The organism is Nostoc sp. NZL, assembly GCF_015714705.1.
GTDB lineage: Bacteria > Cyanobacteriota > Cyanobacteriia > Cyanobacteriales > Nostocaceae > Nostoc > Nostoc foliaceum_A.
Map to the genome: position 1 here is coordinate 24,080 of NZ_WBKL01000053.1, position 25,236 is coordinate 49,315.

The 25,236-nt window shown below is 42.5% G+C and carries 22 protein-coding genes and 2 pseudogenes; 9 read left to right on the plus strand and 15 right to left on the minus strand.

The window, feature by feature from the left end; translation table 11 throughout:
* Nucleotides 1-35: 35 nt before the first annotated feature.
* The 3 genes and pseudogenes from F8R90_RS07620 to nrdJ (F8R90_RS07630) all read right to left on the minus strand — a co-directional run.
* A complete protein-coding gene (locus F8R90_RS07620; RefSeq protein ID WP_196510247.1) occupies nucleotides 36-1,070 on the minus strand; it encodes a zinc-dependent alcohol dehydrogenase family protein in 1,035 nt (344 codons plus the stop codon).
* 259 nt (nucleotides 1,071-1,329) lie between these two features.
* Nucleotides 1,330-2,403, minus strand: a pseudogene (gene nrdJ / locus F8R90_RS07625) (ribonucleoside-triphosphate reductase, adenosylcobalamin-dependent); the annotation flags it as partial.
* Nucleotides 2,404-2,688: 285 nt separating this feature from the next.
* Nucleotides 2,689-3,918, minus strand: a pseudogene (gene nrdJ / locus F8R90_RS07630) (ribonucleoside-triphosphate reductase, adenosylcobalamin-dependent); the annotation flags it as partial.
* 483 nt (nucleotides 3,919-4,401) lie between these two features.
* On the opposite strand from nrdJ (F8R90_RS07630), the gene F8R90_RS07635 reads away from it, so the two are divergent.
* Both F8R90_RS07635 and F8R90_RS07640 read left to right on the plus strand, forming a co-directional pair.
* Nucleotides 4,402-5,106 (plus strand): mobilization protein, encoded by a 705-nt coding sequence (locus F8R90_RS07635; protein WP_196510248.1) that lies wholly within the window; start codon nucleotides 4,402-4,404, stop codon nucleotides 5,104-5,106.
* 29 nt (nucleotides 5,107-5,135) lie between these two features.
* Nucleotides 5,136-5,645 (plus strand): GNAT family N-acetyltransferase, encoded by a 510-nt coding sequence (locus F8R90_RS07640; RefSeq protein ID WP_196510249.1) that lies wholly within the window; start codon nucleotides 5,136-5,138, stop codon nucleotides 5,643-5,645.
* An 85-nt stretch (nucleotides 5,646-5,730) separates the two neighbouring features.
* Here F8R90_RS07640 and F8R90_RS07645 read toward each other — a convergent pair whose 3' ends face one another.
* Genes F8R90_RS07645 through F8R90_RS07655 form a run of 3 tightly spaced genes read right to left on the minus strand, consistent with a single transcriptional unit; the run spans nucleotide 5,731 to nucleotide 7,669 of the window.
* The gene (locus F8R90_RS07645; protein WP_196510250.1) at nucleotides 5,731-7,113 is read right to left on the minus strand and encodes an AtzE family amidohydrolase; all 1,383 of its coding nucleotides are present in this window, start codon (nucleotides 7,111-7,113) and stop codon (nucleotides 5,731-5,733) included.
* Nucleotides 7,110-7,298: a DUF4089 domain-containing protein gene (locus F8R90_RS07650; RefSeq protein WP_196510251.1), complete on the minus strand. Its 189-nt coding sequence runs from the start codon at nucleotides 7,296-7,298 to the stop codon at nucleotides 7,110-7,112. Before F8R90_RS07650 ends, F8R90_RS07645 begins: the two co-directional genes overlap by 4 nt.
* A gap of 20 nt (nucleotides 7,299-7,318) precedes the next feature.
* Entirely contained in the window at nucleotides 7,319-7,669 is a 351-nt protein-coding gene (locus F8R90_RS07655) for a DUF952 domain-containing protein (protein ID WP_196510252.1), read from the minus strand.
* Between the two features lie 12 nt (nucleotides 7,670-7,681).
* Between F8R90_RS07655 and F8R90_RS07660 the strand changes: the two genes are divergently transcribed.
* The 3 genes from F8R90_RS07660 to F8R90_RS07670 all read left to right on the plus strand — a co-directional run bounded on the left by F8R90_RS07660 (nucleotide 7,682) and on the right by F8R90_RS07670 (nucleotide 11,164).
* Nucleotides 7,682-7,963, plus strand: coding sequence for a glutaredoxin family protein (locus F8R90_RS07660; protein ID WP_196510253.1), 282 nt, complete (start codon nucleotides 7,682-7,684; stop codon nucleotides 7,961-7,963).
* Between the two features lie 53 nt (nucleotides 7,964-8,016).
* Complete coding sequence (locus F8R90_RS07665) at nucleotides 8,017-9,519, plus strand: UDP-N-acetylmuramoyl-L-alanyl-D-glutamate--2,6-diaminopimelate ligase (RefSeq protein ID WP_196510254.1); 1,503 nt, start codon at nucleotides 8,017-8,019, stop codon at nucleotides 9,517-9,519.
* A gap of 175 nt (nucleotides 9,520-9,694) precedes the next feature.
* Entirely contained in the window at nucleotides 9,695-11,164 is a 1,470-nt protein-coding gene (locus F8R90_RS07670) for a DICT sensory domain-containing protein (protein ID WP_196510255.1), read from the plus strand.
* A gap of 195 nt (nucleotides 11,165-11,359) precedes the next feature.
* Here the strand turns inward: F8R90_RS07670 and F8R90_RS07675 are convergent, their stop codons facing one another.
* Both F8R90_RS07675 and F8R90_RS07680 read right to left on the minus strand, forming a co-directional pair.
* The gene (locus F8R90_RS07675) at nucleotides 11,360-12,028 is read right to left on the minus strand and encodes an AIM24 family protein (RefSeq protein ID WP_196510256.1); all 669 of its coding nucleotides are present in this window, start codon (nucleotides 12,026-12,028) and stop codon (nucleotides 11,360-11,362) included.
* A gap of 503 nt (nucleotides 12,029-12,531) precedes the next feature.
* Nucleotides 12,532-13,992, minus strand: a complete 1,461-nt coding sequence (locus tag F8R90_RS07680) for a sensor histidine kinase (protein WP_196510257.1) — start codon at nucleotides 13,990-13,992, stop codon at nucleotides 12,532-12,534.
* 266 nt (nucleotides 13,993-14,258) lie between these two features.
* Between F8R90_RS07680 and F8R90_RS07685 the strand changes: the two genes are divergently transcribed.
* The 3 genes from F8R90_RS07685 to F8R90_RS07695 all read left to right on the plus strand — a co-directional run bounded on the left by F8R90_RS07685 (nucleotide 14,259) and on the right by F8R90_RS07695 (nucleotide 18,483).
* Entirely contained in the window at nucleotides 14,259-15,074 is an 816-nt protein-coding gene (locus tag F8R90_RS07685; protein WP_196510258.1) for an SDR family oxidoreductase, read from the plus strand.
* Nucleotides 15,075-15,757: 683 nt separating this feature from the next.
* A complete protein-coding gene (gene dnaK, locus F8R90_RS07690) occupies nucleotides 15,758-17,659 on the plus strand; it encodes a molecular chaperone DnaK (RefSeq protein WP_196510259.1) in 1,902 nt (633 codons plus the stop codon).
* 167 nt (nucleotides 17,660-17,826) lie between these two features.
* Entirely contained in the window at nucleotides 17,827-18,483 is a 657-nt protein-coding gene (locus F8R90_RS07695) for an acetoacetate decarboxylase family protein (protein WP_196510260.1), read from the plus strand.
* Nucleotides 18,484-18,756: 273 nt separating this feature from the next.
* Here the strand turns inward: F8R90_RS07695 and F8R90_RS07700 are convergent, their stop codons facing one another.
* The gene (locus F8R90_RS07700; protein WP_196510261.1) at nucleotides 18,757-19,134 is read right to left on the minus strand and encodes a hypothetical protein; all 378 of its coding nucleotides are present in this window, start codon (nucleotides 19,132-19,134) and stop codon (nucleotides 18,757-18,759) included.
* 554 nt (nucleotides 19,135-19,688) lie between these two features.
* Nucleotides 19,689-20,360, minus strand: coding sequence for a LuxR C-terminal-related transcriptional regulator (locus F8R90_RS07705; RefSeq protein WP_190894157.1), 672 nt, complete (start codon nucleotides 20,358-20,360; stop codon nucleotides 19,689-19,691).
* Between the two features lie 100 nt (nucleotides 20,361-20,460).
* On the opposite strand from F8R90_RS07705, the gene F8R90_RS07710 reads away from it, so the two are divergent.
* Nucleotides 20,461-21,117, plus strand: coding sequence for a DUF3386 domain-containing protein (locus tag F8R90_RS07710; protein ID WP_196510262.1), 657 nt, complete (start codon nucleotides 20,461-20,463; stop codon nucleotides 21,115-21,117).
* Between the two features lie 280 nt (nucleotides 21,118-21,397).
* Here the strand turns inward: F8R90_RS07710 and F8R90_RS33345 are convergent, their stop codons facing one another.
* The 5 genes from F8R90_RS33345 to F8R90_RS07730 form a co-directional block, all read right to left on the minus strand.
* On the minus strand, nucleotides 21,398-21,523 hold the full coding sequence (locus tag F8R90_RS33345) for a hypothetical protein (RefSeq protein ID WP_269141737.1): 126 nt from the start codon (nucleotides 21,521-21,523) through the stop codon (nucleotides 21,398-21,400).
* Between the two features lie 553 nt (nucleotides 21,524-22,076).
* Entirely contained in the window at nucleotides 22,077-22,589 is a 513-nt protein-coding gene (locus F8R90_RS07715) for a hypothetical protein (RefSeq protein ID WP_230966185.1), read from the minus strand.
* An 18-nt stretch (nucleotides 22,590-22,607) separates the two neighbouring features.
* Nucleotides 22,608-23,888 carry an acetyltransferase gene (locus F8R90_RS07720; RefSeq protein WP_196510263.1) on the minus strand — a complete coding sequence of 427 codons (1,281 nt, stop codon included), beginning with the start codon at nucleotides 23,886-23,888 and terminating at the stop codon, nucleotides 22,608-22,610.
* A 184-nt stretch (nucleotides 23,889-24,072) separates the two neighbouring features.
* Complete coding sequence (locus tag F8R90_RS07725; RefSeq protein WP_196510264.1) at nucleotides 24,073-24,300, minus strand: hypothetical protein; 228 nt, start codon at nucleotides 24,298-24,300, stop codon at nucleotides 24,073-24,075.
* A gap of 774 nt (nucleotides 24,301-25,074) precedes the next feature.
* Nucleotides 25,075-25,236, minus strand: a 162-nt coding sequence (locus F8R90_RS07730; RefSeq protein WP_196510265.1) for a transposase, incomplete at its 5' end; no start/stop codon positions are given.

Sequence of the window (25,236 nt, forward strand, 5' to 3'; positions counted from 1 at the left end):
ATTGAAACATAAATGAAACTCTTTAAAATTACGAATTACGTTAGCGTAGCGGGGCGAAGCCCATTACAAATTACGACTTTACCAAAGTGAGCCGCACTTTTGAGGTAATGATAAGCTTCTGGCGCTTCAGAGAATGGAAAAACTCGATCAATAATCGGTTTGATTTGATGCTGTTGCATCGCCTGATTCATCGCCTCAAACATTTCCCGACTGCCAACATAAATTCCCTGAACTGTTAAACTCTTAAAAAGTATTGGCATGGGGTCAATTTTATTTCCTCTGCCTGATAATACGCCAATCAAGCTAATACGTCCCCCAATGCGAACTGCTTGTAGTGATTTTGGCAGAGTTCCTGCACCGCCTACCTCAACTACATGATCTACACCCGTTCGATTGGTTAATTGGTAAACTTGCTTTTCCCAATCTGGCGTTGTTTTGTAGTTGATTGTTTCGTCAGCACCAAGCTCTTTAGCTCGTGCCAATTTCTCATCACTGCTGGAAGTAATAATCGCTCTTGCACCATGTATTTTGGCAAACTGGAGAGCAAAAATCGAAACTCCCCCAGTACCGAGTAATAAAATACTATCACCTGCGCGAATATTGCCTTTTGTCACCAGTCCATGCCAAGCTGTGACTGCTGCACAGGGCAAGGTTGCTCCTTCAATGTAAGATAGGTGGTCAGGTAATATCACTAAACCATCTTGGTGTAATACCACATACTCAGCCAGTATTCCATTAATACCGCCTCCTAAATCGGATTTCATTTTCTCTTTGGTTAAAGAGCCATAAATCCAGTCTTGGAAAAAAATACCAGCGACGCGATCGCCTATTTTAACCCGTGTCACACCTTCCCCCACCGCCACGACTTCCCCTGCACCGTCAGACAGGGGAATTAAGGGATATTTCTGTTCAGAACCGTAAGTTCCTTCAATGACAAGCAGATCACGGTAATTTAGGGATGTTGCTTTGACTTGAATGAGAACTTGTCCCGCAGTTGGTTTTGGTTCAGTGCGATCGGCTAACCTGAGGGCATCAATCCCGGCGTTGCTTTGAATTTCGTAAGCTTTCATTGGCGGACTCCTTTTGCCAAGATAATAGTGTAGAGAAATTTTGTGCTGTTTTTCTACACTAAAATAATTACCGAGGAGGGGAAAATGAGTAATTTAAGTTCATATAAAAAGCAGTGTTTTCATGTGATATGAAAACACTGCTTTTTATTGTAATAGATAAATAGTTCCTACCCTAAGTTGATATAGCAGTTCACACTCAGATGCGGTACAATCTTATATCGCCAAGTGCCGTGCCCCTATGGGTGTACCTCACTTCGCCTTATGAGCTTGGTTGCTGATCGGGAAACATACACTTATCAGAGTCACAACCACTAGGGCCAGCCTCTGCCATTTCGCCTAAATCGTAGCGGCTTAAGACTGCACAGAAATCATCTGTTTTACGCCGTGCTTTCACGTCTCTATTCAAGCGCTCGTAAGTTGGTTTGTCTATTGGTTCAAATGGCAAACGTGGGAATGATTGCAAATCGTCAAAACGGGCTAAAAGGGCTGCTGAAATATATCCTTCATCATTTTGGATAGTTTCGTAGATCCGCTGTCCTAAAGGTTCGATTTCATCAGAGCGAAGTTCCAAAGTTGCTGATGTGTTGTGAGTCACATACCAACGTTGAACCTGGAGGACAAAATCAAATTGAGCTAAGACTGAAAACTTAGAAACATCAATTTCATCAGCCCCTGGTAAATCAGCCCAAGATACAGAGACAGGGATTTCTACTAACCATTCACTCACCCGTGAATCAAAGGGATCATTGAGCAAATTGCCCTGTTCATCTTTGTCAGATTGAGAAGGAATGACGTTGTAACCATAGTCAATACAAGCTAAGGCTACTGGGTCATTTTTGCCGAAGGTGATGCGGCGAATAAATCTTTGCGCTTTTGGAGGATGCCATCCGGAACTAGCATTAGTTAATAATGCTTTCGTGCCACTAGGTTGGACTGTCGTACAGCGATTTGGACGTTTGAAATTATGGCGATCGCAATAATCCCAAACTACCCGATGTACAATGTCTTTCCAGGAACTTAGATATTTTTCTTCCTCACGCTTGAAAGCTAACCCTTGTGGAGTTGCAGGCCTTCCCGCTTCCCACCAGCGCAGCCAATCAACACCAAAAGCATGGACAAAGAAATCAAATAAACCTGTAAAAGAAACTCCTACAATCGGATCTAATTCACGGCTGTATTGATAGCGTGGTTCTAAGAATTTGTGATTTAAAAGTGCTGCTACAGATAGCGCCCCAGCAGTGAAAGCCTCTTCTTGTTCTTTGTAGTTATGTGGGTCGATTTGATTAAGGTGAACCTCTGACAAATTGCAGTGGAAGTTGCTGCCGATGATTTCCAGATTTGTTACCCTAGAGGCTTTTTATCCCCTAGTTCTACTGCTTAATTATTTGCAGTAGCTCCGCGTACCTTTTGCAGATGTGACTTCAGATAATAAAAGTATTTTTCACATCCACCCCCGCACTCTTGGAGAGATTATATTCTAGACACAAATTTCTGATGTCATCTAGTTTCACTCTCTACGCTGTACGGTGTCAAAGGTTTTTTACTTCCTTTGATTACCACGGGATTAGCATCTCAGCTTTCCCCGTTTTTGCGAGGTTTTTAACGTGAGGCAAAATCACTTACCACACGGATTTAGCCCATAGCGAGCTAAACGATGTTCTAACTCATTAGCATCAAGATTTGAATAACGTTCTTCTAACCACTGTTTTGCTGTTCCTTGTTCATAAGCTTGTAAAAACTCAACTTTTAGAGCTTGTGTTGGCAGCAAATCAATATTCGATCGCGCTACGGCTTCACCAGCCCATTGAATCGCTCCCTCGCCGCTATAATACTGTTTGCGAACGGCATTAAGACATTCTTCTAAGGTTGGCTTGCGGTGAAAAACTCTGGTATGGTTTGCCATCCTGAGTGCATCACGCTCTGGATCGATTCGCCAACTGCCATTTTCATCTTGCTGCCATAAATTATCTTTGGCGGTGGCTGCTAGGTGATCCCCAGAATCAAACTGACGCATCCCCGCACTTCTTCGGATATTTCCTGCAACAATTGTTACAGCAGCTTGGTCGATTAACAAACAACATTCAACTGAACTTAATTGTCGTCCTATAGCTTTATTCAGGATAGATGCACAACGCTGATAAAGTCCGGGCAATTTTACAGGATTAGCAACTCCTCCAAAGCCGTTGAGAGTTTCTCCTGCTTTTCGGACATCGCTGATATCAACTAATACTTCAACTTCTGCTGAAAATTGTTCATCAGTAGAGAGTTCTAATAGGGCTTGATATGATTCAACCCAACCTTCACGGCTATCTCCAACGTGAATAGTGACGTTATTGCCTTCTATATGAGTTTGAGTATATTCACGTCGCTGTTGCACAGGAGTGCTACCAATTTCACCTTGTACAGTGACATTCAGTTGATTACGGATGGGGGGCAACTGGTTAATAAATTGTGGTTCTAGGACGGCTCCAGTACCACAGCCCATCATTGCCAGATCCATCATTAAGCCGAAGGCACTCCAGTCTTCGAGATTGGTAGAGGTGCAATTATAAGCCCCGGAAAAATTCTTTGGCTTGGTTATCCAGTCTGTACCACCAACCCATAGCCAGCGTCCACTGGGCATAGCTTTCAAGTTGCGCTGCATCTTATCCAGTATGGCAGCTTCTTCTTGAGTGAGCTTTCCCAACTCGACTAAGCCGAGGAGAGTGCGATCGCATACCTCATCCCATGTTTCCCTTAGTCCCGCCTTTGTGCGGCGGCTATAGGTTCTAAAAAATACGGGATTAGCAGCCGGTGCAGTTTCAGGAAACTTTGCACTCTGGCGTTTTCTTTCTAGCTCTCGAACCATATATTAAGTGTCTTGCGTTCTTGTTGCGTGCGGACAGATTATGACTATACGCCAAGTAGTTTGAGTATTAAAGATTGTCAAATTACCCACTTTACGCTACCTCTACCCTGCACTAATTGCAACAGAAATTTATGATGTATAATGTCTTTCACCCTTGAGTATAATTTCATTAGCTAGTTCTAATTAGCACCAATTAACTTATAAGTAAATTATCTTTATACCGATTTTTATTCAATTACCTAGCAAAGGCATAAACTTTGCTTAAAATTATGCAGGTAGAGACTGACGAACATAAATTTCATATACAGAAACTGTTTTGGGAATACTTTGCCGATTCAGCAAGTAAGAGTATTATGTGTTGAATCTTGGATGTAAACTCTATGTAGCTTTTATACAGGGCAAGTTGCTTAGGCGGCAACTGCCAAAAAGTTCTCAGCCAGGGAAAGATGTATCAGACTTGAATAAGTATTAGAGGTGGCTGTAATGCCGACAATTCATTTGGTAGATGGTGAAAAAGGCGGGGTAGGAAAATCTCTCTTTACCAGAACAATGATTCAGTATTGTCTGGATAAGAAAATCCCGTTTGTACCAGTGGACACAGATAGGTCGAATCCAGATGTAGCAGAGGTGTATAAGGAGATATGTAAGTATGCTGTGTTTAGTGAGAATGAACGACAGGCAGATAAGGCAGATAAAATATTTGAGTGGGCGGTAGAGAAGCCAGTAATTGTGAATTTACCCGCACAATCGCATAGAGCAGTACAAGGGTGGATTGATTCTAATCAATTAATGGAACTAGGGAATTTGCAGGGAGTGATGTTTTGCAAATGGTTTGTATCAACAGGAGGATACGACAGCATCAACCTGTTTGCTCAGTCAGTGAATACCTATGGTGAGAAAATCCCTCATATTCTGGTAAGGAATTTAGGGCTGTGCGATGATTGGGAGCATATAGAGTCAGACTCAAACTTTCAGAAAATAGCAAGTAAATATAAGATAAAAGTTATAGATTTTCCGAAGTTAGCATATAGAGAAAGAAACATAATTGACCAAAATCGCCTGACTTTTGCGGAGGCAAGAGAGTATAAAGAATTTGGCATAATTGGGCGACAGAGAGTAATCAATTTTCTGAAGCTTGCTTATAGTGCTTTTGAGAGAGTAGGTATCTGGTATGAAAAAGTTGAATAGCTTTGCCCTAGAGGGTTTAATCATTGCCAATGATCAATATCCGTTGTGAAACTCTGCCAGACTACACAGTAATAGCTGAGGTGGATACATTAGCCTTTGGGCAGCAAAACGAGGCTAAACTTGTAGAGAAAATTCGCCGTTCTGACCGCTATATTCCAGAACTTTCGCTGGTTGCAGAGGTTGAAAATGTTATAGTCGGTCACATTTTATTTAGCTACATTGACCTGGTGGGTGAAGAAACACTACAGGTGCTCGGTTTAGCACCTTTAGCAGTTCATCCACAGTTTCAAAGACAGGGTATTGGCAGCGCACTAATAAAAGCAGGGTTAGAAATAGCAGAGGCAAAGAAAGAAGCCATAGTGATTGTCCTTGGTCATCCTCACTTCTATACTCGTTTTGGCTTTCAGCCTTCTGTTGTTTATGAAATTGAGTCTCCTTTTCCAGTACCAGAGGATGTCTTCATGGTTAAACCGCTGCAAGGCTATCAAAAAAAGTATAAAGGGAAGGTTGTTTATCCAGCTGCTTTTGATGGAGTATAGTATTATTCCTGCGTAGATATTTACAATTTTCTGCCCTAACTTAAAAGCCTTGAAAAGTAAGAAACTTTAGAGCGCAATTTGCCAATTAGCCATTAAAAATCACTGGTGCTGAAACTACACTTTTGTCTTCTAACGCAGCTGCAACCCGTAAAATTAACGCTTCATTATATGGTGCTGCTATCAATTGCACACCTAATGGTAAAGCATTTTGGCGCTGAATTGGTACTGATAAAACTGGTAAACCGATGAAAGATAATGGTTGAGTAAATAATCCTAAATGGGGACGGACAAGAATTTCTTCCCCATCCAAAATCATGGTTTGTTGACCAATTAGCGGTGCGGAAATTGGTGTAGTTGGGGCAAGAATTACATCCACATTTTGAAAGATTTCCCGAACGCGATCGCGATACCAGCTTCTAAATCGTTGTGCTTGCAGATACCAGCTACTAGGAATTAACGCCCCTGCTAAAAAGCGATCGCGTGTCGCTGGATCAAAATCTTGAGGACGACATCGCAAATTATCCAAATGCAGATTTGCGCCCTCGCTAGCTGTAATCACAAACGCCGCAGCACGGGCGCGGTGTGCTTCTGGTATGGTTACGTATTCAGTCACATTCAAAGCATCAGCTACCTTTTGGACTGCTGCTAAAGCTTCCGGTTCTGCGCCTTTGGTGAAATAATCAGCAGCAATCGCAATTCTGATATCAGAAATATCTTGTTTTAGTTGTGGTAAAACCAATTCAGGTGGATGCTTTGTACAAACTGGATCGCGATCGTCTTCTCCCTGAAGCACATCAAACACTGTAGCGATATCCTGCACCGATCGCGCAAAAGGGCCAATGTGGTCAAAACTGCTAGAAAATAAAGCTACTCCAGCACGAGATAACCTCCCGTAAGTCGCCTTTAAACCGAAAACGCCACACAACGCCGCCGGAACCCGAATTGAACCATTTGTATCAGAACCCAACGTCAACGGTACTAAGCCAGCAGCAACAGCCGCCGCCGAACCACCCGATGAACCACCAGCAACTCGTTGTAAATCATGGGGGTTGTGAGTAGCACCGTAATGGGAATTTTCCGTGACAAACCCATAAGCGTACTCATCCATATTCAAAGCGCCAACCAGCACAGCACCAGCTTGTTTCAGCTTTGCTACTGCGGTTGCATCTTGACTAGCTGCGGGGTTCTCTGCATTGATTTTCGACCCCGCCAGAGTCGTTAAACCAGTGATATCGAAGAGATTTTTCACCGCAAAAGGCACACCAGCCAGCGTTCCAGGATTATTACCTTGGGCAATTTCCCTGTCAATGCGGGCTGCATCTATTAAAGCTGTTTCAGCAGTCACAGCCGTAAAACAGTTGAGTTGATTATCCCGCGCTGCGATCGCACGAATCGCAGCTTTGGTAACTTCCACCGCGCTAACTTTGCCTTCACGCACAGCAGCAGCGATTGATACAGCATCATTCATGGTTCAAAAACTGGTGCAACTTCAATATCCTCCGCTAGAGGAAAAGAATTTACAAGATTAGCGATCGCACTAATTCTCTCAAAATTTGCCACCACACCATCTCGATACTCATCTCTTATCTCTAAATCCAACAATAACGCCATTTGATCAACATACTGACCCACGTTAAATTCTTCTCTTCTCATCTCTTCGTCTCTGCGGTTCGTTATTCTAAACTTATAACCTCTTGTGGCAACACAAAAAACCCATCTTCCCCAGCCTTAAAATCAACAACCTGAAACACAGCATCAATATTTAACTCACCATAAATATGAGGAAATAAGTTATCTACCTCCGCAGCCTCATAACGAACATCAGCTTTAACTCGATCAGAATCAATGCAAAGAATTACCAAATCCTTTTGATTAACAAAAAAACGATTAGCAACCCAGATAACTTGTGCTGCTGTCGAACAGTGGATAAATCCTTCCGACTCTAACGTATCACCCCGATAAGTTCCGAGGATTTTTGCTTGTTCCCATTGTTCGCGTTTGGTGATATGTAAAATAATGTTCATAGTAATTAACAAATGCGATTAATTTTATACAGTAAACCCGGCTGTCATTTATGTGAAGGCTTGCAAGAAAAGCTAGAACAAATCCAAAATCTTAGCTTCGAGTTGGAAATTAGGGATATTACGACTCGTGAAGATTGGTTCGCTGCGTATGAGTATGAAGTGCCAGTACTTTATTTATCGAACCACGGAGGCACAGAGGACGTGGAGGGGAGTGAGAAATTATTGCCACGTCCTTCTCCTCGTGCTAGTGTGCAGCAGTTGGAGCAAATGTTGCGTAAGTATTTAGCCAATTAGAAAAAAATAATGCAGAATAAGCGCAAGATCAAGAAGGTGACGAGGTTCACAAAATGAAATTGCGGGAATTACTAACAGCGGTAGATAGTGTTGAACAATTGCCTAGCCATCCGACTTTAGAGGATGTGGAAGTTAGGGGTTTGAAGACAAATTCCCATGCTTGTCGTGCGGGAGATTTGTTTATTGGGATGCCAGGAACGCGGGTTGATGGTGGGGAATTTTGGCAAAGTGCGATCGCATCCGGGGCTGTAGCTGCGATCGTTTCTCCCGAAGCTGCACAGAAAAATCCTCCCACAAATGAGGCTGTGGTCATCAGTGCAAGCAACATAACTCAAGCTTGTGCCCAAATAGCTAGTGCTTTTTACGGTTATCCGGGGCAAAAACTCAAGCTCGTGGGTGTGACTGGGACAAATGGCAAAACTACAACTACTCATCTGATTGAATTTCTGCTCAACAAAGCTAATCTAGCTACAGCTTTAATGGGAACTCTCTACACTCGTTGGGCAGGTTTTGAGCAAACTGCTGCCCACACTACGCCCTTTGCTGTGGAACTGCAACAGCAGCTAGCAGAGGCGGTAAATGCTGGTAGTGAGTTCGGCGTGATGGAAGTAAGTTCTCACGCTTTGGCCCAAGGTAGAGTATTGGGTTGTGAATTTGATGTGGCAGTGTTCAGTAATCTTACCCAAGACCATCTTGACTATCACAGCGACATGGAAGATTACTTTGCTGCCAAAGCGTTGTTATTTAGCCCTGATTATCTCAAGGGACGGGCAATAATTAATGCTGATGATTCCTACGGGAAGCGGTTAATTGCCTCCTTAGATTCCCAACGAGTTTGGAGTTACAGCGTCAACGACAACAGCGCTGATTTATGGATGAGTGATTTAAATTACCAGCCGAATGGTGTCAGTGGTACATTACATACACCAAAAGGTGACGTAGCTTTTCGATCGCCCCTAGTCGGACAATATAATTTAGAAAATCTTCTCGCAGCCGTTGGAGCAGTTTTACACTTAGGGCTAGATTTGCAGTTAGTAGCGTCTGTGATACCTGAGTTTCCTGGAGTCCCCGGACGAATGGAACGGGTACAGATTCTACCAGACCAAGATATTAGCGTGATTGTGGATTATGCCCACACACCTGATAGTTTGGAAAATCTGCTGAAAGCTGCACGCCCCTTTATACCTGGGAAAGTGATTTGCGTGTTTGGTTGTGGAGGCGATCGCGATCGCACTAAGCGCCCAAAAATGGGTAAAATCGCGGCTGAGTTAGCTGATGTGGCAGTGGTGACATCGGATAATCCCCGAACTGAAGATCCAGAAAGGATTTTGCAAGATATTTTAGCGGGAATTGCTGACACAGTGCAGCCAACTGTAATTTGCGATCGGGCTACTGCTATTCGTACCGCTATTTTACAAGCACAACCCGGTGATGGAGTGTTACTTGCTGGTAAAGGTCACGAAGACTACCAAATTCTTGGTACTGAAAAAATCCATTTTGATGATCGAGAACACGCACGCGACGCTTTGCACCAAAGGCTGAACATACAAGCCTAATTCCAACTAGGGGCGCACATCTGTACGCCCCTAAAATATGTACTCTAGACAACTAAAATCGCCCATAATTCATAGTTAATATTTATTTCCGTGGGGATTTTGTAAAAAATGCACACATAAAGGTGAAAATCGAAGACAGAATTATTTCTTGCTTCATCCTTGTTGTGCTTGACTCATGAATGTTTCTCTGGCTAAGGATCTGTCTGTTTATCAACTGGTTATGGGTGTGCAAGCGCCTCCTAAACCATTGTCCCTCAGTCCTGCTACTCTGCTATCACTGGTGAGAGCGCAAATTGACTTACTAATTGAGCAGCAAATTGCAGCCACTTTATGGGTAAAGCTACCACCAGAAAAAATTTGGCAATCAGAATTAGCGCGTTATCAATCCTCGGTAGGTGCATCTAGTCTGATTTATACTTGCCAGATTAACGAGAGTGGGAAAGGGGGAGATGAAGGAGCAGGGGAAGCAGGGGAAGAAAATACCCCCTCATCTTCCTCATCTCCCTCATCTTCCTCATCCGCTCATTATGTCCGTGTTCACGTACCGCCAGATAGCCAACTGCGACGGGAAAACTTTCTGATGGTGTTATCGCCCCAGTTTTGTAGTTTAGTTTTGGCTCATCGACCACTTAAAAAACGCAAAAATCAGACATCGGTGAAGGTAAATACTAATAAAAGCCAGCCGTTACTGATTATAAGTACTGTTGAGGGGAGAATAATTCAGCAAGTATTAGATGGTATCCAACAGGCGATTGCGCCAGAATCATCCGCAATACCTGTTGATTTGACTTGTCCAACTGCGCCCCAAGCCTCACTGATGAATCAGCTGTTCGCAAAACAACTCCTGCGACAAGATGAAATTAATCGTCAAATCATCGCAGTCCGCACCACCAAGTTGCAGCAGCTAAACCAAGAATTGCACAACAAAGAGCAACTCCAAGATGAATATTTGAAGAATCTATGTCAGGAACTGCGTACACCCCTGACTCATATGAAGACAGCACTTTCGTTATTGAATTCCCCTAATCTTAAACCCCCGCAGCGACAACGTTATTTACAGATGTTAAATACCCAGTGCGATCAGCAAAATTCCCTGATTACTGGTTTGTTGGAACTGGTGCAGTTGGAACGTAATTTAGAGGGAACAACTTTGGAGTCGGTGCGGCTCTCAGATATTGTGCCTGGAGTAGTCAGCACCTACCAACCTGTAGCCCAAGAAAAAGGGATTATGCTAGCCTACACCGTACCTACTGAACTTCCATCTATTTGGTGTGTGAGTGGTGGGCTGAGGCAGATTGTAATTAATCTGCTGCACAACAGTATTAAGTTTACTCCTAATGGGGGTGAAGTATGGGTGCGTGCCCGAATTCAAGGCGATCATGTCCAATTAGAATTCCGCGACACAGGTATCGGTATTGCCGAAAGCGAGATTTCTAAAATCTTTGATCGGTTTTATCGTGTGCGTACAGCAGCAACTGAAGATTATGGTGGTGCTGGATTGGGGTTAACAATTGTACAGCAATTGCTGGTGCGCTGTGGCGGTTCTATTTCTGTGAAAAGTAAATTATATGAAGGTTCCACATTTACAGTGCAACTGCCAAGCGTTGGTGATACCCCAAGAGCGATCGCTACAGAACATGAGTGATGAGTTATGATTATCACCTAAGTTAACTTTGTGGTGCTATACAATTTTGCCTTTGTTTAACATCACAAATTTAGGCATAATCTATCTGCTTTATAAAGTTAATAAAAGGAATTAAAATTTTAATAAACAGCTAATTATTTCAACTGGGAATAATTAGTTTTTAATTCCTTAATTTCTCCAGTTTACTGATGATTATTAGCTAGAAGTTTTTGGTATCGCGGCGGTAATTTGGCGGAGCATCATGACTTGCCAATAAGGTATAGGAGCCAGCAATACAGTACCATTTCCTTCAAAAGTATTGACGAGAAACTCACCAGAAGACATCGAACCTAAAAGAGATTTGGTAGCTTTCTCAACGCGATAATTTAAAGTACTTGTGCGAGCGATTGCAAAATTTCCATCAACAACTAATCGGTCATTGCGTAAATTTATTACTTCTACAGGGCCTTGTGCCGCCATTACCACTGTACCCTTGCCTTTGACTTTTGTTTGAAACAAGCCCTCGCCACCCATTAAACCTGATACAAGTTTGTTTCGTTCAATTCCTACTTCTACAGTGCCATCACTAGCCCAATAAGCACCACTATCTAAAATCCATTCACTACCGTCTAATTCTAGGATGTGATATCCCGATAAAGAAGGTTCTAAATATAATTCACCTGTACCTGTATATGTAGGACGGAAAATGTTTTCTCCCGTGGCTAGGGATTTTAAAAAACCGCCTGCTGAAGGGGCTTTAGATTGCATCTGAATGTTGCCACGTATATAGTACATAGCACCAGATTCAGTCCGTACTGTTTCGTTTTGCAAAGTTACCTTGACTAAACGTAAGCTTTCTTTTTCGATTATTTCAAAACTTGCCATAATTTTCCTTTTGATTTTTGTAGAAATGTATACTAGGCTCTTAGCCAGAATTTATATACATTTTTGGCATCTATTTTTGCAGATGGCAAGTCAGAAAAATTTAAACAGATTTCTAAAAAAAGTGTATTTGCTGAAAATAGATTATTTGTGTTTACTTGCAAACTGCTGTGTACTGACTATTTAATTTAACCTTGGTTTGACGGGTTATATAGTGTCTGCATAATTAGGGACTTGCAAAAAATAAATTATCCCAAATTATTTCTAGATTTTTAGGGGCGCAAAGTCTTGCGCCCCTAAGATTGGATATTTTTTTAACTGGAAGTCCCTTAGTCAAATAAAAAACCTCTAATATAAAACGTTTTACTAAGTAAAAACTGTCCCTCTGGAACGAGCGAGAGGGACAGACTTGAACTTTAGTTTAAGGCAGGGAGAGGTTTGTTGAACTCACGTTAATTTAGAGTGAATATTTATAATTTTGAAAAATAGTTAATGACTATTGACATTTAACATTTAACTCCTGACTTCTGCTTACTGCTAACTTCTAAGGGGAGGAAAATCGTCAAAACTTCCCCATAGTGTGGACGCTGGCGCACAATCAGTTTGCCACCGATCGCCTGAAATAAATGCTTGGTTGCGGCGATATTCAAACTAATCGTACCCGTTTCTGGTTGGAACATCAGCAATTGGCCTAGAGCTTTGCGAATTGGTGGCGTTGCAGGTATGGCGGCTTTACTTGAATCTTTGCACCCGAATTGGGGCGATAATTGTAACTTTAATTGATCTCCCGCCGGGATAACTTGTACTTGAATATGGCTACCAGCAGGTAAGCTGCGAGTAAAATTCTCTATCAAACCAGTGAGTACCTGATCCAGCATCATGGGATTGCTTACCACTGTTGGTAGTTGCTGGGGTAAAACAACATTTAAAGTTAAGTTCCGCCGATGCGCTGCTTGTTCCCAACGGGGAATGCTCTGCTGCAACACTTGATCTAAAGACATCGGTGTGAGTTGAGCTTTTGACGATTTTGCCGAGGCAGTAGTTTCTAATTCTGCTGCCTTAAAAAGCAACTCCATACGGTCAATTTGCTCAGTACACTCGTGATCGATAATTTTTAAGCGATGGATCACGCTGGCATCTAAATCTCGCCGCTTCAGCAGTAGGCGAGTCATGGTGCGAATAGTTGTTAAAGGTGTGCGGACTTCGTGAGCGAAAGCTTGGAGCAATTCCACATCAGGATTTGGGGATTCGGCTTTGGGGATTGGGCATGAGTTATTTTCTTTGTCCTCCTTGTCTCCAGTTCCTAGTAAAGAGTCCTTAGTCTCTTCTGCTTCTGTTAATTCTTGAAGCAACAACTGGCTAAACTGAACCATGATGCGGCAATCTGGTGCTACCGGAGAATACTGTTGTACCAATGCATCCAGGCGGGCAAAAAATTCTGGATTAGCCAGCATTACCCTTGCTCCTAGCGATCGCCAAGCCTGCTGCACTACCTCTGGCTCAAAAGAAAATGAAAAGGTTTTTTTACCGTTTTTGTGGGTTTCTAAAACCAGTACTAATCTAAATTTATCTGTAAAAACTAAGCAAAACTGTTCTGTCCCTAGCGGATCGGCAGGTAATAAGGGAAGTACCGATTCATGGGGAGCGATTTCTTCATTTACAGAGGCGATTGCATCTGGCATCTGAAATGGCATCAGCGCCAAGGGGTTAAATGGTTTTGCCGTAAAAGTTACTGTTTGTAAGCTTTGAGTTAGTTTTGGCTGACTAAATAAGGGTGCTGGTGCAGCTAAAACTAATCCTTGGGTTGTGTCTCTTGAAGCAGCTGCTAAAGTATTTAATAGCAAATGTTCTGTCGCTGCTAGGCTGACACGCCACTGCCGCTCTGCTTTAGCAGGTGAACATTCAGCCACACTTGATTGATTTTCAGCCAAGATTTCGCTCAGGCTTGGCAATATCCATTTGTACACAGGCTTTCACCCCTTAATTCAAGAGCGACTAACAGCGTCTAGGGTAGACATTTCACTACTACCTAAGAGGTTATAGCTATTTGTGTACTGATGACAGGGGTAGAACCGAACAATTCGGGCGCAATTTCCCCTCTAACTGCGATGTCTACGACGGGCTACGCCTACGCAGTTATGAATTGAAAAACACTCGCGTTGATTTTTACCGATAGGAATTGCGATCGCATTTTTTTGAGTAGATTAACAATAGACCATCTCAAAGGCAGTTTATGAATTCTTTTGATTCAGTTGAAGATTTGGTACTAGTTGCTGGTGCTACTGGTGGAGTAGGGCAATTAGTGGTAGGCAAATTACTGGAAAAGGGTTTGAAAGTTCGTGTTCTGACACGCAATGCCGCAAAAGCCGAAGAAATGTTCAACCAGAGAGTGGAAATTGCCGTTGGTGACATCCGCCAGCCAGCTACACTCCCAGCCGCAACACAAAATGTCACCCACATTATCTGCTGTACTGGAACCACCGCCTTTCCCTCTGCGCGATGGGAGTTTGACCAATCCCCGAACTTGATTGAATGGGGAATCACTTTCCTGAACCCTCAATCTAGTGAAGCAAAAGCAAAGAATAGTCCAGCCAAGGTCGATGCCCAAGGTGTCAGCAACCTAGTTACAGCAGCACCCAGAAATTTGCAGCGATTCGTTTTCGTCTCTTCCTGTGGAATTCTCCGTAAAAATCAGTTTCTTTTTAGTATTCTTAATGCTTTTGGTGTCTTGGATGCCAAACAGAAGGGCGAGGAGTCCATTATTAATTCAGGATTACCCCACACCATCATCCGCCCAGGACGACTCATTGACGGGCCTTATACTTCATACGACCTCAACACCCTCCTCAAGGCAAAAACAGGGGGTAAATACGGTGTAGTCGTAGGTACTGGCGATACACTTTCGGGTGATACCAGCCGGATTGACGTAGCAAACGCTTGTGTGGAATGCCTTTTCCAGCCAAGTAGTTCCAGGAAAATTTTTGAAATTGTTAACCAAGGAAAAAGACCACCTGTGATTGACTGGGAAACTCTTTTTTCCTCGCATTAATCATAAATTTTACCTCCTCCCTATTTATCCCCAACAACTTTCGGTTGCAAGAGCTACCACCGCAATGCGGAATTAAAAATTAAAAATTAAAAATGAATACAGCATAAGGGTTTCGTTGATTTGGAATGATTGGTTTATTTCCGGCGTGTTGTACTAGGTAATTGCAGCAGCGATTGTGTCATCCACACCGTGGATTCAAAATGGCAGCAAATTTACGGCCACGAAAACTACTAAATATTGCTGAATATACGGGATTACGGAAGTGATGCCTGCGGTTTTTGTTAGCCTACGCGCCTTTTAATTTTCTTCTATCCTCAGTGTTTCTGTAATTTATTACCTCTAAAGACGGCAAACACCACTCTACCGTTACGGTTCACCCTAATTACTGAAAGTATTAATTCTCATACATTAGACAGAGTGAAGGCAAATCAATCCATGAAACAACTAAAAAAACTATTTAGTTAGTTTAACCGTCCTAAGCAAGGTTCGGGAAACCACCCTTCATGGACTGGCTAACACTAAGCTTCAGTATATATATCAGCATATCTGGAGTTTTAACCCCAGGAAAGCCAAACCAAAGGTATTCATGCTGAACTGGCTGATTTATTGACCCTGTTGGTTCAAAATTTAGTCCTTTATATTCTCATTCATTCATTTGTAGTTATACGGAGCCAGCACCTAAAATGGCAAAAGTAGTTGGAATTGACTTAGGAACAACGAACTCCTGCGTGGCAGTGATGGAAGGTGGTAAACCCACAGTAATTGCTAATGCTGAAGGTTTTCGGACAACGCCATCAGTAGTCGCGTTTGCGAAAAATGGCGACAACTTGGTTGGTCAAATCGCCAAGCGCCAAGCGGTGATGAACCCCGAAAATACGTTTTACTCAGTCAAACGCTTTATCGGACGCCGCTTCGAGGAAGTAAGTAACGAAGCTACGGAAGTTTCTTACAAAGTCCTTAGCAGCAACGGCAATGTCAAATTAGATTGTCCGATAGCTGGTAAACCGTTTGCTCCTGAAGAAATTTCTGCAAAAGTTCTTCGCAAACTAGTTGAAGATGCCAGCAAATACCTGGGTGAAACTGTAACCCAAGCTGTAATCACTGTTCCCGCATACTTCAATGACTCACAACGCCAAGCGACAAAAGACGCTGGTAAAATTGCCGGGATTGAAGTTCTACGGATTATCAACGAGCCTACAGCTGCATCTCTGGCTTATGGATTTGACAAGAAGAGTAACGAAACCATCCTCGTGTTTGACCTTGGTGGTGGTACCTTCGACGTATCCGTGCTGGAAGTAGGAGATGGAGTTTTTGAAGTACTAGCCACATCTGGTGATACCCACCTTGGTGGTGACGACTTCGATAAAAAAATAGTTGACTTTTTAGCTGAGAAGTTCAAGAAAGCCGAAGGCATTGAGCTACGGAAAGATAAGCAAGCTTTACAACGTCTGACTGAAGCCGCAGAAAAAGCCAAAATTGAGCTTTCTAGCGTTAGCCAAGCAGAAATCAACCTACCATTTATCACCGCTACCCAGGATGGCCCCAAGCACCTAGATACAACCCTAACTCGCGCTCAATTTGAAGAACTTTGCTCTGACTTAATCGACCGTTGCCGTATTCCTGTGGAAAACGCCCTTCGGGATGCCAAGTTAAACAAAGGCGATATTGATGAAGTGGTGTTAGTTGGTGGTTCTACCCGCATTCCCGCAGTCCAACAGATTGTGAAGCAGGTATTGGGTAAAGACCCCAACCAAACCGTCAACCCTGATGAAGTCGTAGCAGTTGGTGCAGCTATTCAAGCTGGGGTACTAGCTGGTGATGTAACTGGCATCTTGCTGTTAGACGTGACACCGCTATCTTTGGGTGTTGAAACATTGGGCGGCGTGATGACCAAAATTATCCCCCGCAATACAACAATTCCCACCAAGAAATCGGAAGTCTTCTCCACTGCTGTGGATGGACAAACCAACGTAGAAATTCACGTCCTCCAAGGTGAACGCGAATTCTCTAACGATAACAAGAGCTTGGGAACCTTCCGCCTTGATGGTATTCCTCCTGCACCACGCGGCGTTCCTCAAATTGAAGTGGTGTTCGATATTGACGCTAACGGTATCCTTAACGTCACCGCTAAGGACAAAGGTACTGGTAAAGAACAGTCCATCAGCATAACCGGCGCTTCCACCCTGGATAAAAATGACGTTGACCGGATGGTAAGAGAAGCTGAACAAAACGCTTCATCTGACAAAGAACGGCGTGAAAAGATTGAACGCAAGAATCAAGCTGACTCTTTGGCATACCAAGCTGAGAAGCAGTTACAAGAATTGGGCGATAAAGTTCCCGATGCTGACAAGACCAAAGTCGAAGGTTTGGTGAAAGAACTGCGGGAAGCAGTTGCTAAAGAAGACGATGAGCAAATCAAAAAGCTCACCCCAGAATTGCAACAAGCGCTATTTGCTGTTGGTAGCAATATTTATCAACAAGCTGGTGGCGGTGCTACACCTGGTGCTGAACCCCAAGATGGTGGTTCCACATCTAGTGGTAGTGGCGACGATGTAATTGACGCTGATTTTACAGAGAGCAAATAATTCCCCTACTTCTTTTGGGAAGATTATTTAGTCGCACCTCATATTACCCACTCAGGCAAATGCCTGGGTGGGGATTTTTTTTTAGGAGTTATGAGTTATTAGTAAAAGTAATATTGCTAACTCTTGATTTTGATTTTAATTTTATTGCTAACTCTATTAACTCCCTTATGCCATATCCCCAAGCACCTTGGACACTTCAAGGCTACGCTATCCAAACTCTGCATTTGGTGAATATTGACCGAGTGCGCCCTTTGATTCCCTTAGAGTTAGAAATTATTTCTGTATGGCCTGGTAAAACCATCGGTAGTGTGTATTTATCTAATTACGGGTCAGGTTCGGTACTGGAGTATAGTGAGTTAATTGTTGCCCCCGCCTTGGTTAATTATCAAAGAAAAATCGGTGGTTGGGTTTCCCATATTTATGTAGATAATACTGATTCGGTGGCTGGCGGTCGAGAAATTTGGGGACTACCAAAGGAACTAGCTGAGTTTACCTGGGAACAAGGAAACCATGTCACTGTGCATCAGGAAAACCGGAAACTGTGTAGTCTTAAATATAATCGGCAAAGCTTGGCATGGAGACAGGGGTTAAGTGCCTCTGGTTTCAGCGCCAAGGGTGCTGATTTGCTAATATTCCCTGCTGAATTTGAGTCTCTGTTGGGTTTGATTGGTTCTAAATTAGAAATCCCCAGCGAAAGTCCTTTTTCTGGAATAGGTTTAGGTCAGCCTTGGTTAACTGTGCGTTGTGAGCAGATGAGTCTGCGGGTTGATGCGCCAAAAGTAGTCTGTCAATCAAACCGCAACGCGAGAGTCATTAGTGATTAGTCATTAGTCTTTGAGATACCACGCTCACTCTTTAACGTGGTTTGAATTAGTCCGTTATAGAAAGTTTTTCCGCCCAAAAGGGACGGAGTATGCACCAATGACCAATGACCAATGACCAATGACTACCTAATCAAACTTTATTGTTTGATCGCCATTCTGATTAATTTAAAATTGGCTAATTTAGTAAGGCGATCGCAGGTATATTCATTTTCGTTAATCGAGCTTATTCTTGTTAGTTTAACTAACATTTTTGTTGTTTTCAACGAAAAACAATTAACTAACTGACCAATAAAGTTGATAATCCTCTATAGAAAATTTCCCATTATTGGAAGACATTTTGAAAAAGAAGTAATAATCTCCTGGCTCCCAAATACTAAATTCTCCCTCTTGTTCTTGAGCAGTAGCTGTCGAACCACCATTGGGGATAGTCATGCTAGCAATTTGTGTTCTATTCTCTGCTCTCATCAGAAAAACTTCCAGCAGGCAGAAACCCTTTAGTTCGGCGGAATAACGGATTCTGAAGCGGATTTTTCCTCCATTACGTAGGGTTTTTTGAATAGAAAAATTTTTAGTTTGAAGAGGATTACCAGACAGTTGAATGTCTTGACCTTGCGTTAAGATATGGGTCTGCGTTTGTTCAAGTGAACTCATTAATTTTCCTCCTCACAAATAATAGACTTTCTTGAGATAATTGGATTGTTGACAAATGTTTTTTCCTGTCACGTTCGTATTTTCCCGCCACTACCAAGAAAATGCAATGACAGATAAGACAGTTAAGAAATTGATTGCAACAAATAGAATCCAGGCTTAAGCATTAACTAGGTATTTAATCCTCTTAGTTGCCAAGCCCCTAGTGATTTTAGGACTTCGGTACTCTAAGAATTTCGAATCGTTCAAATTAAGAAAAATACGTCGTTTTATGCTTCTCTGGATTACCTTTTACCAAGAAAGAATTCAGGAGTCATATCATTTCACTTTAATAATCATACAAATACGCTGGTAGGGGCATTACCATGTCCCGACGAGAAATCTATATGTATGAGGATTTTCGTGAATTGGTATCACCAGCCAATACAGCTAGCGTTAAAAAGCATAAACTGCGTAGGTTGGGTTGAACAAAGTGAAACCACTAAATATGCAGATTTAATGGTCAACAAGAAAGTGGCGGGTTTGAATCTCTCATTAAAAGATTGCTGCATTCTTCTTCAAGAAACGTGTATATCTTGCAGCCTTGCTACCATTTCTGCACGCGCCGAAACCTTCAGCTTACGAAACATCCTCTTCAAAGCTTGTTTGACGGAATTTTGCGTAATCCAAAGTTTTTCCCCTATTTCCGCATTTGTCAATCCCTGCGCCACTAACTCGGCAATTTCTAACTCACGCGTTGTTAGAGGGCTTACTAAAAAGGAATTGGATATTTTTGGTTTTGCCCGTAGAGTTGCCATTTTCGCTGATAAATGAATGCATAAGGCACTCAAATCAGCTAAATCGTTGCCATTAAAAGCAGGATTTCCCTTGTCACGAGCCAAGTTGAGCGTTCCGACAAGACGACCATCGCAAACTATCGGCCCGGTCATCACGTGTTCGTGATCGGAACGCGAGCAAAAATGCTTCCAGTCTCCTGGTGATAATAATAACTGCTCATGGGCCGGAGCATGACGCTCAACCACGTAGCGCCCGACTGGATTGCTTTCTAAGCATACTGCCGGAATACCCTGAACATCGATTTGGGCCGTTGGTTGCTCATCTAGAAGATAAATACCCCAATTTTGCACACCAAAATGCTTACCAATTTTATCCGTGAGAGCTAGTCTTAATTCTTGCTCATTTTGGACATTGGCGATCGCATGAAATACGGCGTGGAGAGAATTAACCATAAGTGTACCCAGTTGGGGACTATCCAAGCCTCAACAATTACTTCTATGCTAATACCAATAAAACTAAAACGCTAATTACAGTAGCGACTAGGAGAAGCACATGACAGTTACACAACTCTCTGCTCAGGAACTTTTCCGGGCTGCTTATGAAAACCGCTATACTTGGGACAAGAATTTCCCCGGTTATACTGCAAATATTACCTTTAAGCATGATGATAAGGTGTTTACAGGCAAAGTAATCATCAGTGCCAATCTCAAAGCCGAAGTTTTAGATGTAGATGATGAGCCAGCCCAGAAGGCAATTCATGGTCAAGCATGGGAGATAGCAATTCACCGCGTCCGCCGCAGCTTTGAAGACACCCACAGCGCCAATACGTTTAGTTATGGCAAAACTGACGAAACTGGTGCAGTTGAGCTTTTAATTGGTGGTAAGGCTGAGGGCGATAAATATAAAGTCCGCAATAATGAAGTATGCCATGTTCACCGTCTAATCCACGGTACTTTCGTGACCATTGACACCTTCAGCAGTCACGACACTGGGGAAGGTTACCTATCCCACCGCTATGACTCTGTGTACCATGACCCCAAGACTGGGGAACAAAAGGGCGGTAGAAGCGAATTTACAGATGAGTATGAAAAAGTTGGTGACTATTTCATCCTAAATCGTCGGGAGATTCGCACTGAGACAGCAGGACAAGTATCTATTCAGGAGTTTAACTTCTCTGATATCAAATTGTTGGAACCTGTTGCTGTTTAAGCTGTATTTTGTAATCTAAAAATTAGCGTAGGCGCAGCCCACCGCAGGTATCGCTCTTTAGTTTAAAGGAGCGATCGCTTTTATTTTTGACGTTTTGAGTGATGAAGACGAGGTTTTTAAAATAGAGTTTGATATTTAGATAGGTCGAGGGGTAACAGTAATGTTACCCCCCTCCCATCCGAAACCGTGCATGAAGTAGGGTAGGTAGCCAGTGAGTTACCATTATTGGCACTTTTCCAACCACCCCCCTCCAAACTACGCATGACCGTTTGTTTCCGTATCACGTAGCTTTCCAGTAATCAAAACGCTTGAGAGCTTCACCATCGTAGCGTCCGTATTGGATTTTCTCGTGACACTGACGACAAACCACGAGGGCTTTTCGTTTACCTGCTGATATTTTGACCATCCATTCTGGACGTTTGCCCTGCTACGAATAGAGAGATCGCTGCTACTGTTTTTGATTCCTTCTGAATAGGCGCAGAAACTGACCTTGTTCTTAATTGAAGTAGGTGCTGAGTCAGGTCGGATTGAGTCAGCAAATGTAATATGGCTGGAGTGCAACAAGGACAAAACAATGGTTCAAGGGGAAGCATGACTATTACTGTCTCAGATTTGTATATTGAGTTAGGCATTCATGGTGTATGTACTAACGACACCAGTATATGTGACGAACTAATTCAAGGGACTCTTATCAATCTTCTCGTTTTTCATGATGAGTTTAAAAGCTAAAATCCCACTATTCAACTGAATGGATAGCCAAAGTGTCGCAAATCTCATTGATCCATTGCGCTCCCAAATAGCACAAGCTATTGTCATCAGAGAAAATCTCCCTTTTATTAAAGACAAGCACCTTTACTAGGGTATGGTCGCGCTGGGATTGCACCACAAACATTAGAAAAACTCACTCCCGTTGCTATCGTTGGTGCCACAAGCGCTATTACAGGTGTTATTAGTACCATTCAATTCGAGGTAGTAGTTGCACCGACTGCCATTACTTGAGACCATTCACTGACGCGGTTGTTATCTAAGACGGCTCGCACTCGATAACCAAGCTGAATTTTATGCATTAGCAAGATCACATCACGGTTGAGTAATCCTTGTGATTTTTGGTTTTCATTAGATGCAGCTTGTATACGAAAGCAGCGATCGCTTTGACGTTTCAACTTTGGAGATTTCCCTTCCACAAGCACCGTTTGTAGTTCGTACTCTTTAGCTTCAGGATATGGTTCCCAGCAAAGTTGCCAGTAAGTTGACCAGCGAATTAAGTCTGATGGTAATTCCTTGACTTCATCCGACAATGTAGAGACAAGTCCGGTGACTGAAGGTTGTACAACTTGAGGCTGATTTGAGGTGATTTCAGCAGCTATAGATGAACTGTCATCAACACCTAGTATCAATCCGAATATCAAAGTGAACAGCACAATCAATCGTAGGCATTGTAATTGCACCGACAATATTTTCCGATTCATCATGATGCAAAAGTCAGTTGCTTACCACTCAACAGGTAAAATCAGGTTGCCGTTGTCTGCATAGATTGTTCGAGAACGGATACGCGTTCTGGGAGCTACTGTAGAGTTGAAGACTGCGCTTCTTTGCCCAATTGCTGATCTGTTGCCAATGCTGGCGCGGAATATAACAGAGTTCGGTCCTAGCCCTACGGCATCACCTAAGCTAGTTTCAGGGCCATTAGCAACACCATTGACAACTTGCCTACCACCATGAACTAGAGTGCGAGGCCCATAACCAATGCCATCACCAAGAGTTAAGCTAGTGGTTTCTAATGCGTGAAAGACAACGTCGTTTGCCATCCCAGCAATTTGCCCAACATTAAAAGGTTCACCCTCATCAGCACGTAGCGAAATTCTATTAGCTAGTTTGTTGTTGAGTGTTGCTAAAGAATCTTGGAAAGTAAGATTACCGATAATGCGGTTACGATAGTTCGGATCACGAGTTGGACTTCCACCTATCTGTGGCAGACTTCCAGAATTAAAGAAGGTGAGGGGAGCATAATTAATTCCTGTTACGTTTGTCAAGTCTGCCCTAGCTAAATCTGTGTAACCTTTGGCAAATGCTTCGTTGACTTCAATAATGCCTTCCATTAATGCAACGTCTGCTTGTGTCAGGTTGACTACTTTCCCCAAACTGCCGCTAGTAGCTTGTAGATCAGTTGTGACTTTTTTTCCAGGCAGGACAACTTTTCCAGCGGGTAAGGTAACACCAGGTCCAACTCGCGCCAGAAAGTTGACTACTGTGTTTCTTTCTATAGTTGCACCATCTATTTCACAGTTGAAGGCGAGAAAAGTCTCTGGAACAGTGTTGCTAAACTGAGTATTGGTAACTGGGTCGGTAAAAGGCCCTGTTAAACCTTGAGTACCAATTTTAGCTGCACCTTTGACAACAGCCATGTGTGCCATAATCACACGTTCGCCAATCTGCACTCCCGTTCCTGAAGCTATAATTTTCACTTGGTCTTGGGCATTAGAATCTGCCGCAATACTAATAGGAGCATTAGTAGCATCTAACTGGGCAAATGGAGCAACGTAGACTTTTTCGCCCAAGGTAATATTTGTGGGATTGGTGATTGTTGCTGTTGGGTCAACAAAACTAGCTGACTCGGAAGGTGCAGCACTTGGGCATATAGGTAAGTTTCCCACAGTTGGATTACACGTTCCTCCAGCAGCTACTGCGGGTTGTATATATATCTGTGTGCTGATGGCAAACGCTAGGATAATTGCAGTTAAAGCACTAAAAATTGTGCGAGGTTTGAACATAGGAAGAAAAGTCCTCACGGGTTATAGAATATTTGGCTATGGGATAATCTGCGTTAATGAATGAGAGATTTATTCAGGCGATGTCTGGCAACAAGACGCAGAGCGTCTACGCAGGCTGAGAAATTACCAAAAATTACACTGCAACAGCCTCTATTGAGACTCATTTTAGGTATGAGACCAAGAATTAACCGCCCCAAAAACCTGCCAAATTGAAGAATAGTTGTAAGACAACTGATAATAAAAAGCCTAAAAGCGGCACTGAAATTGTCGTTGTTGCTCCAGCAACCGCATCATTGTAGACAGTCTCCCAAGCATCTGGCCCAGTTGTGGACTGTCCATATACTTTAGTACTCACAGCTAACGTTAAGCTAAGTACACTTAAACCAACTAGTATTACGCGACGTTTCAACATTATTCCTTGTTACCTAATAGTTCGCCAAGTTTATTGGGTAAGGTAAAGCGAAAAGGTACAGGACATACTTAAACTTTTCGGTTTACCTAACTTAATAACTTTCAAATTTAATCAAGTACAAATTGCTACATCCAGCAATTAAGAATCTATTGTAATCCTATTTGCTGTTTAACACTAGAGCTTTAGGTATTGAAAAAATTTATGGAAATAATAAAAATAGTATTAAATTTATAGTGGAAAACTGTGTTCACAAAACAATAATTTAATTAAAAAATTCATCTATCTTAAGGAATAAATTTAGATTAATTGCTGCTATTAATAATCAGTATAGGTAAAAAATAATTTAAATTCTATCTTTGGGGGGATAAATATTTAAGCTGTATACTAAATAAGAGTTTGGAGAAGATAATAGACATCGATTTGGTGTCGTAGATTGAGTAAAGACTACGAAATTTTTCCGCAGACCCATGAAACCTTTGTGCAGATCGCAATGATTCGGTTAATGCTGAGAAGACTCGCCTAATTGATTTGTTTAATACTTTCCAAACATCCTCTAAGGTCAATTGCAGTTTTTTCATCATGGCAATGTCAATTACATCTCCATCATGAAAGTGCAATTCACACCAAGCGCATTCTAAAATCCTCTCAAGAGGATTAAATACAAAATTTTCAGCTATGTAGAAGGCTATCTTAATGGAGCAAGAGGACTCCCGTTAAGCTTCGCTGTAACGGGAGATGAATTGCGACCAATATAACACTGAGCGCAGCGAATCATTATTTTGGTTGTTCCTGATGCTCAACGTAATTTTTTAATTGTTCGACTGTAACACCCCCACAACTGGCTACAAAATACGCACCAGTCCAGAAATATGGCAAGCCATAGAAGTATTTTGTAGCCAACCAGGGAAACTCTTTACGTATTAGCCTACTACTCAC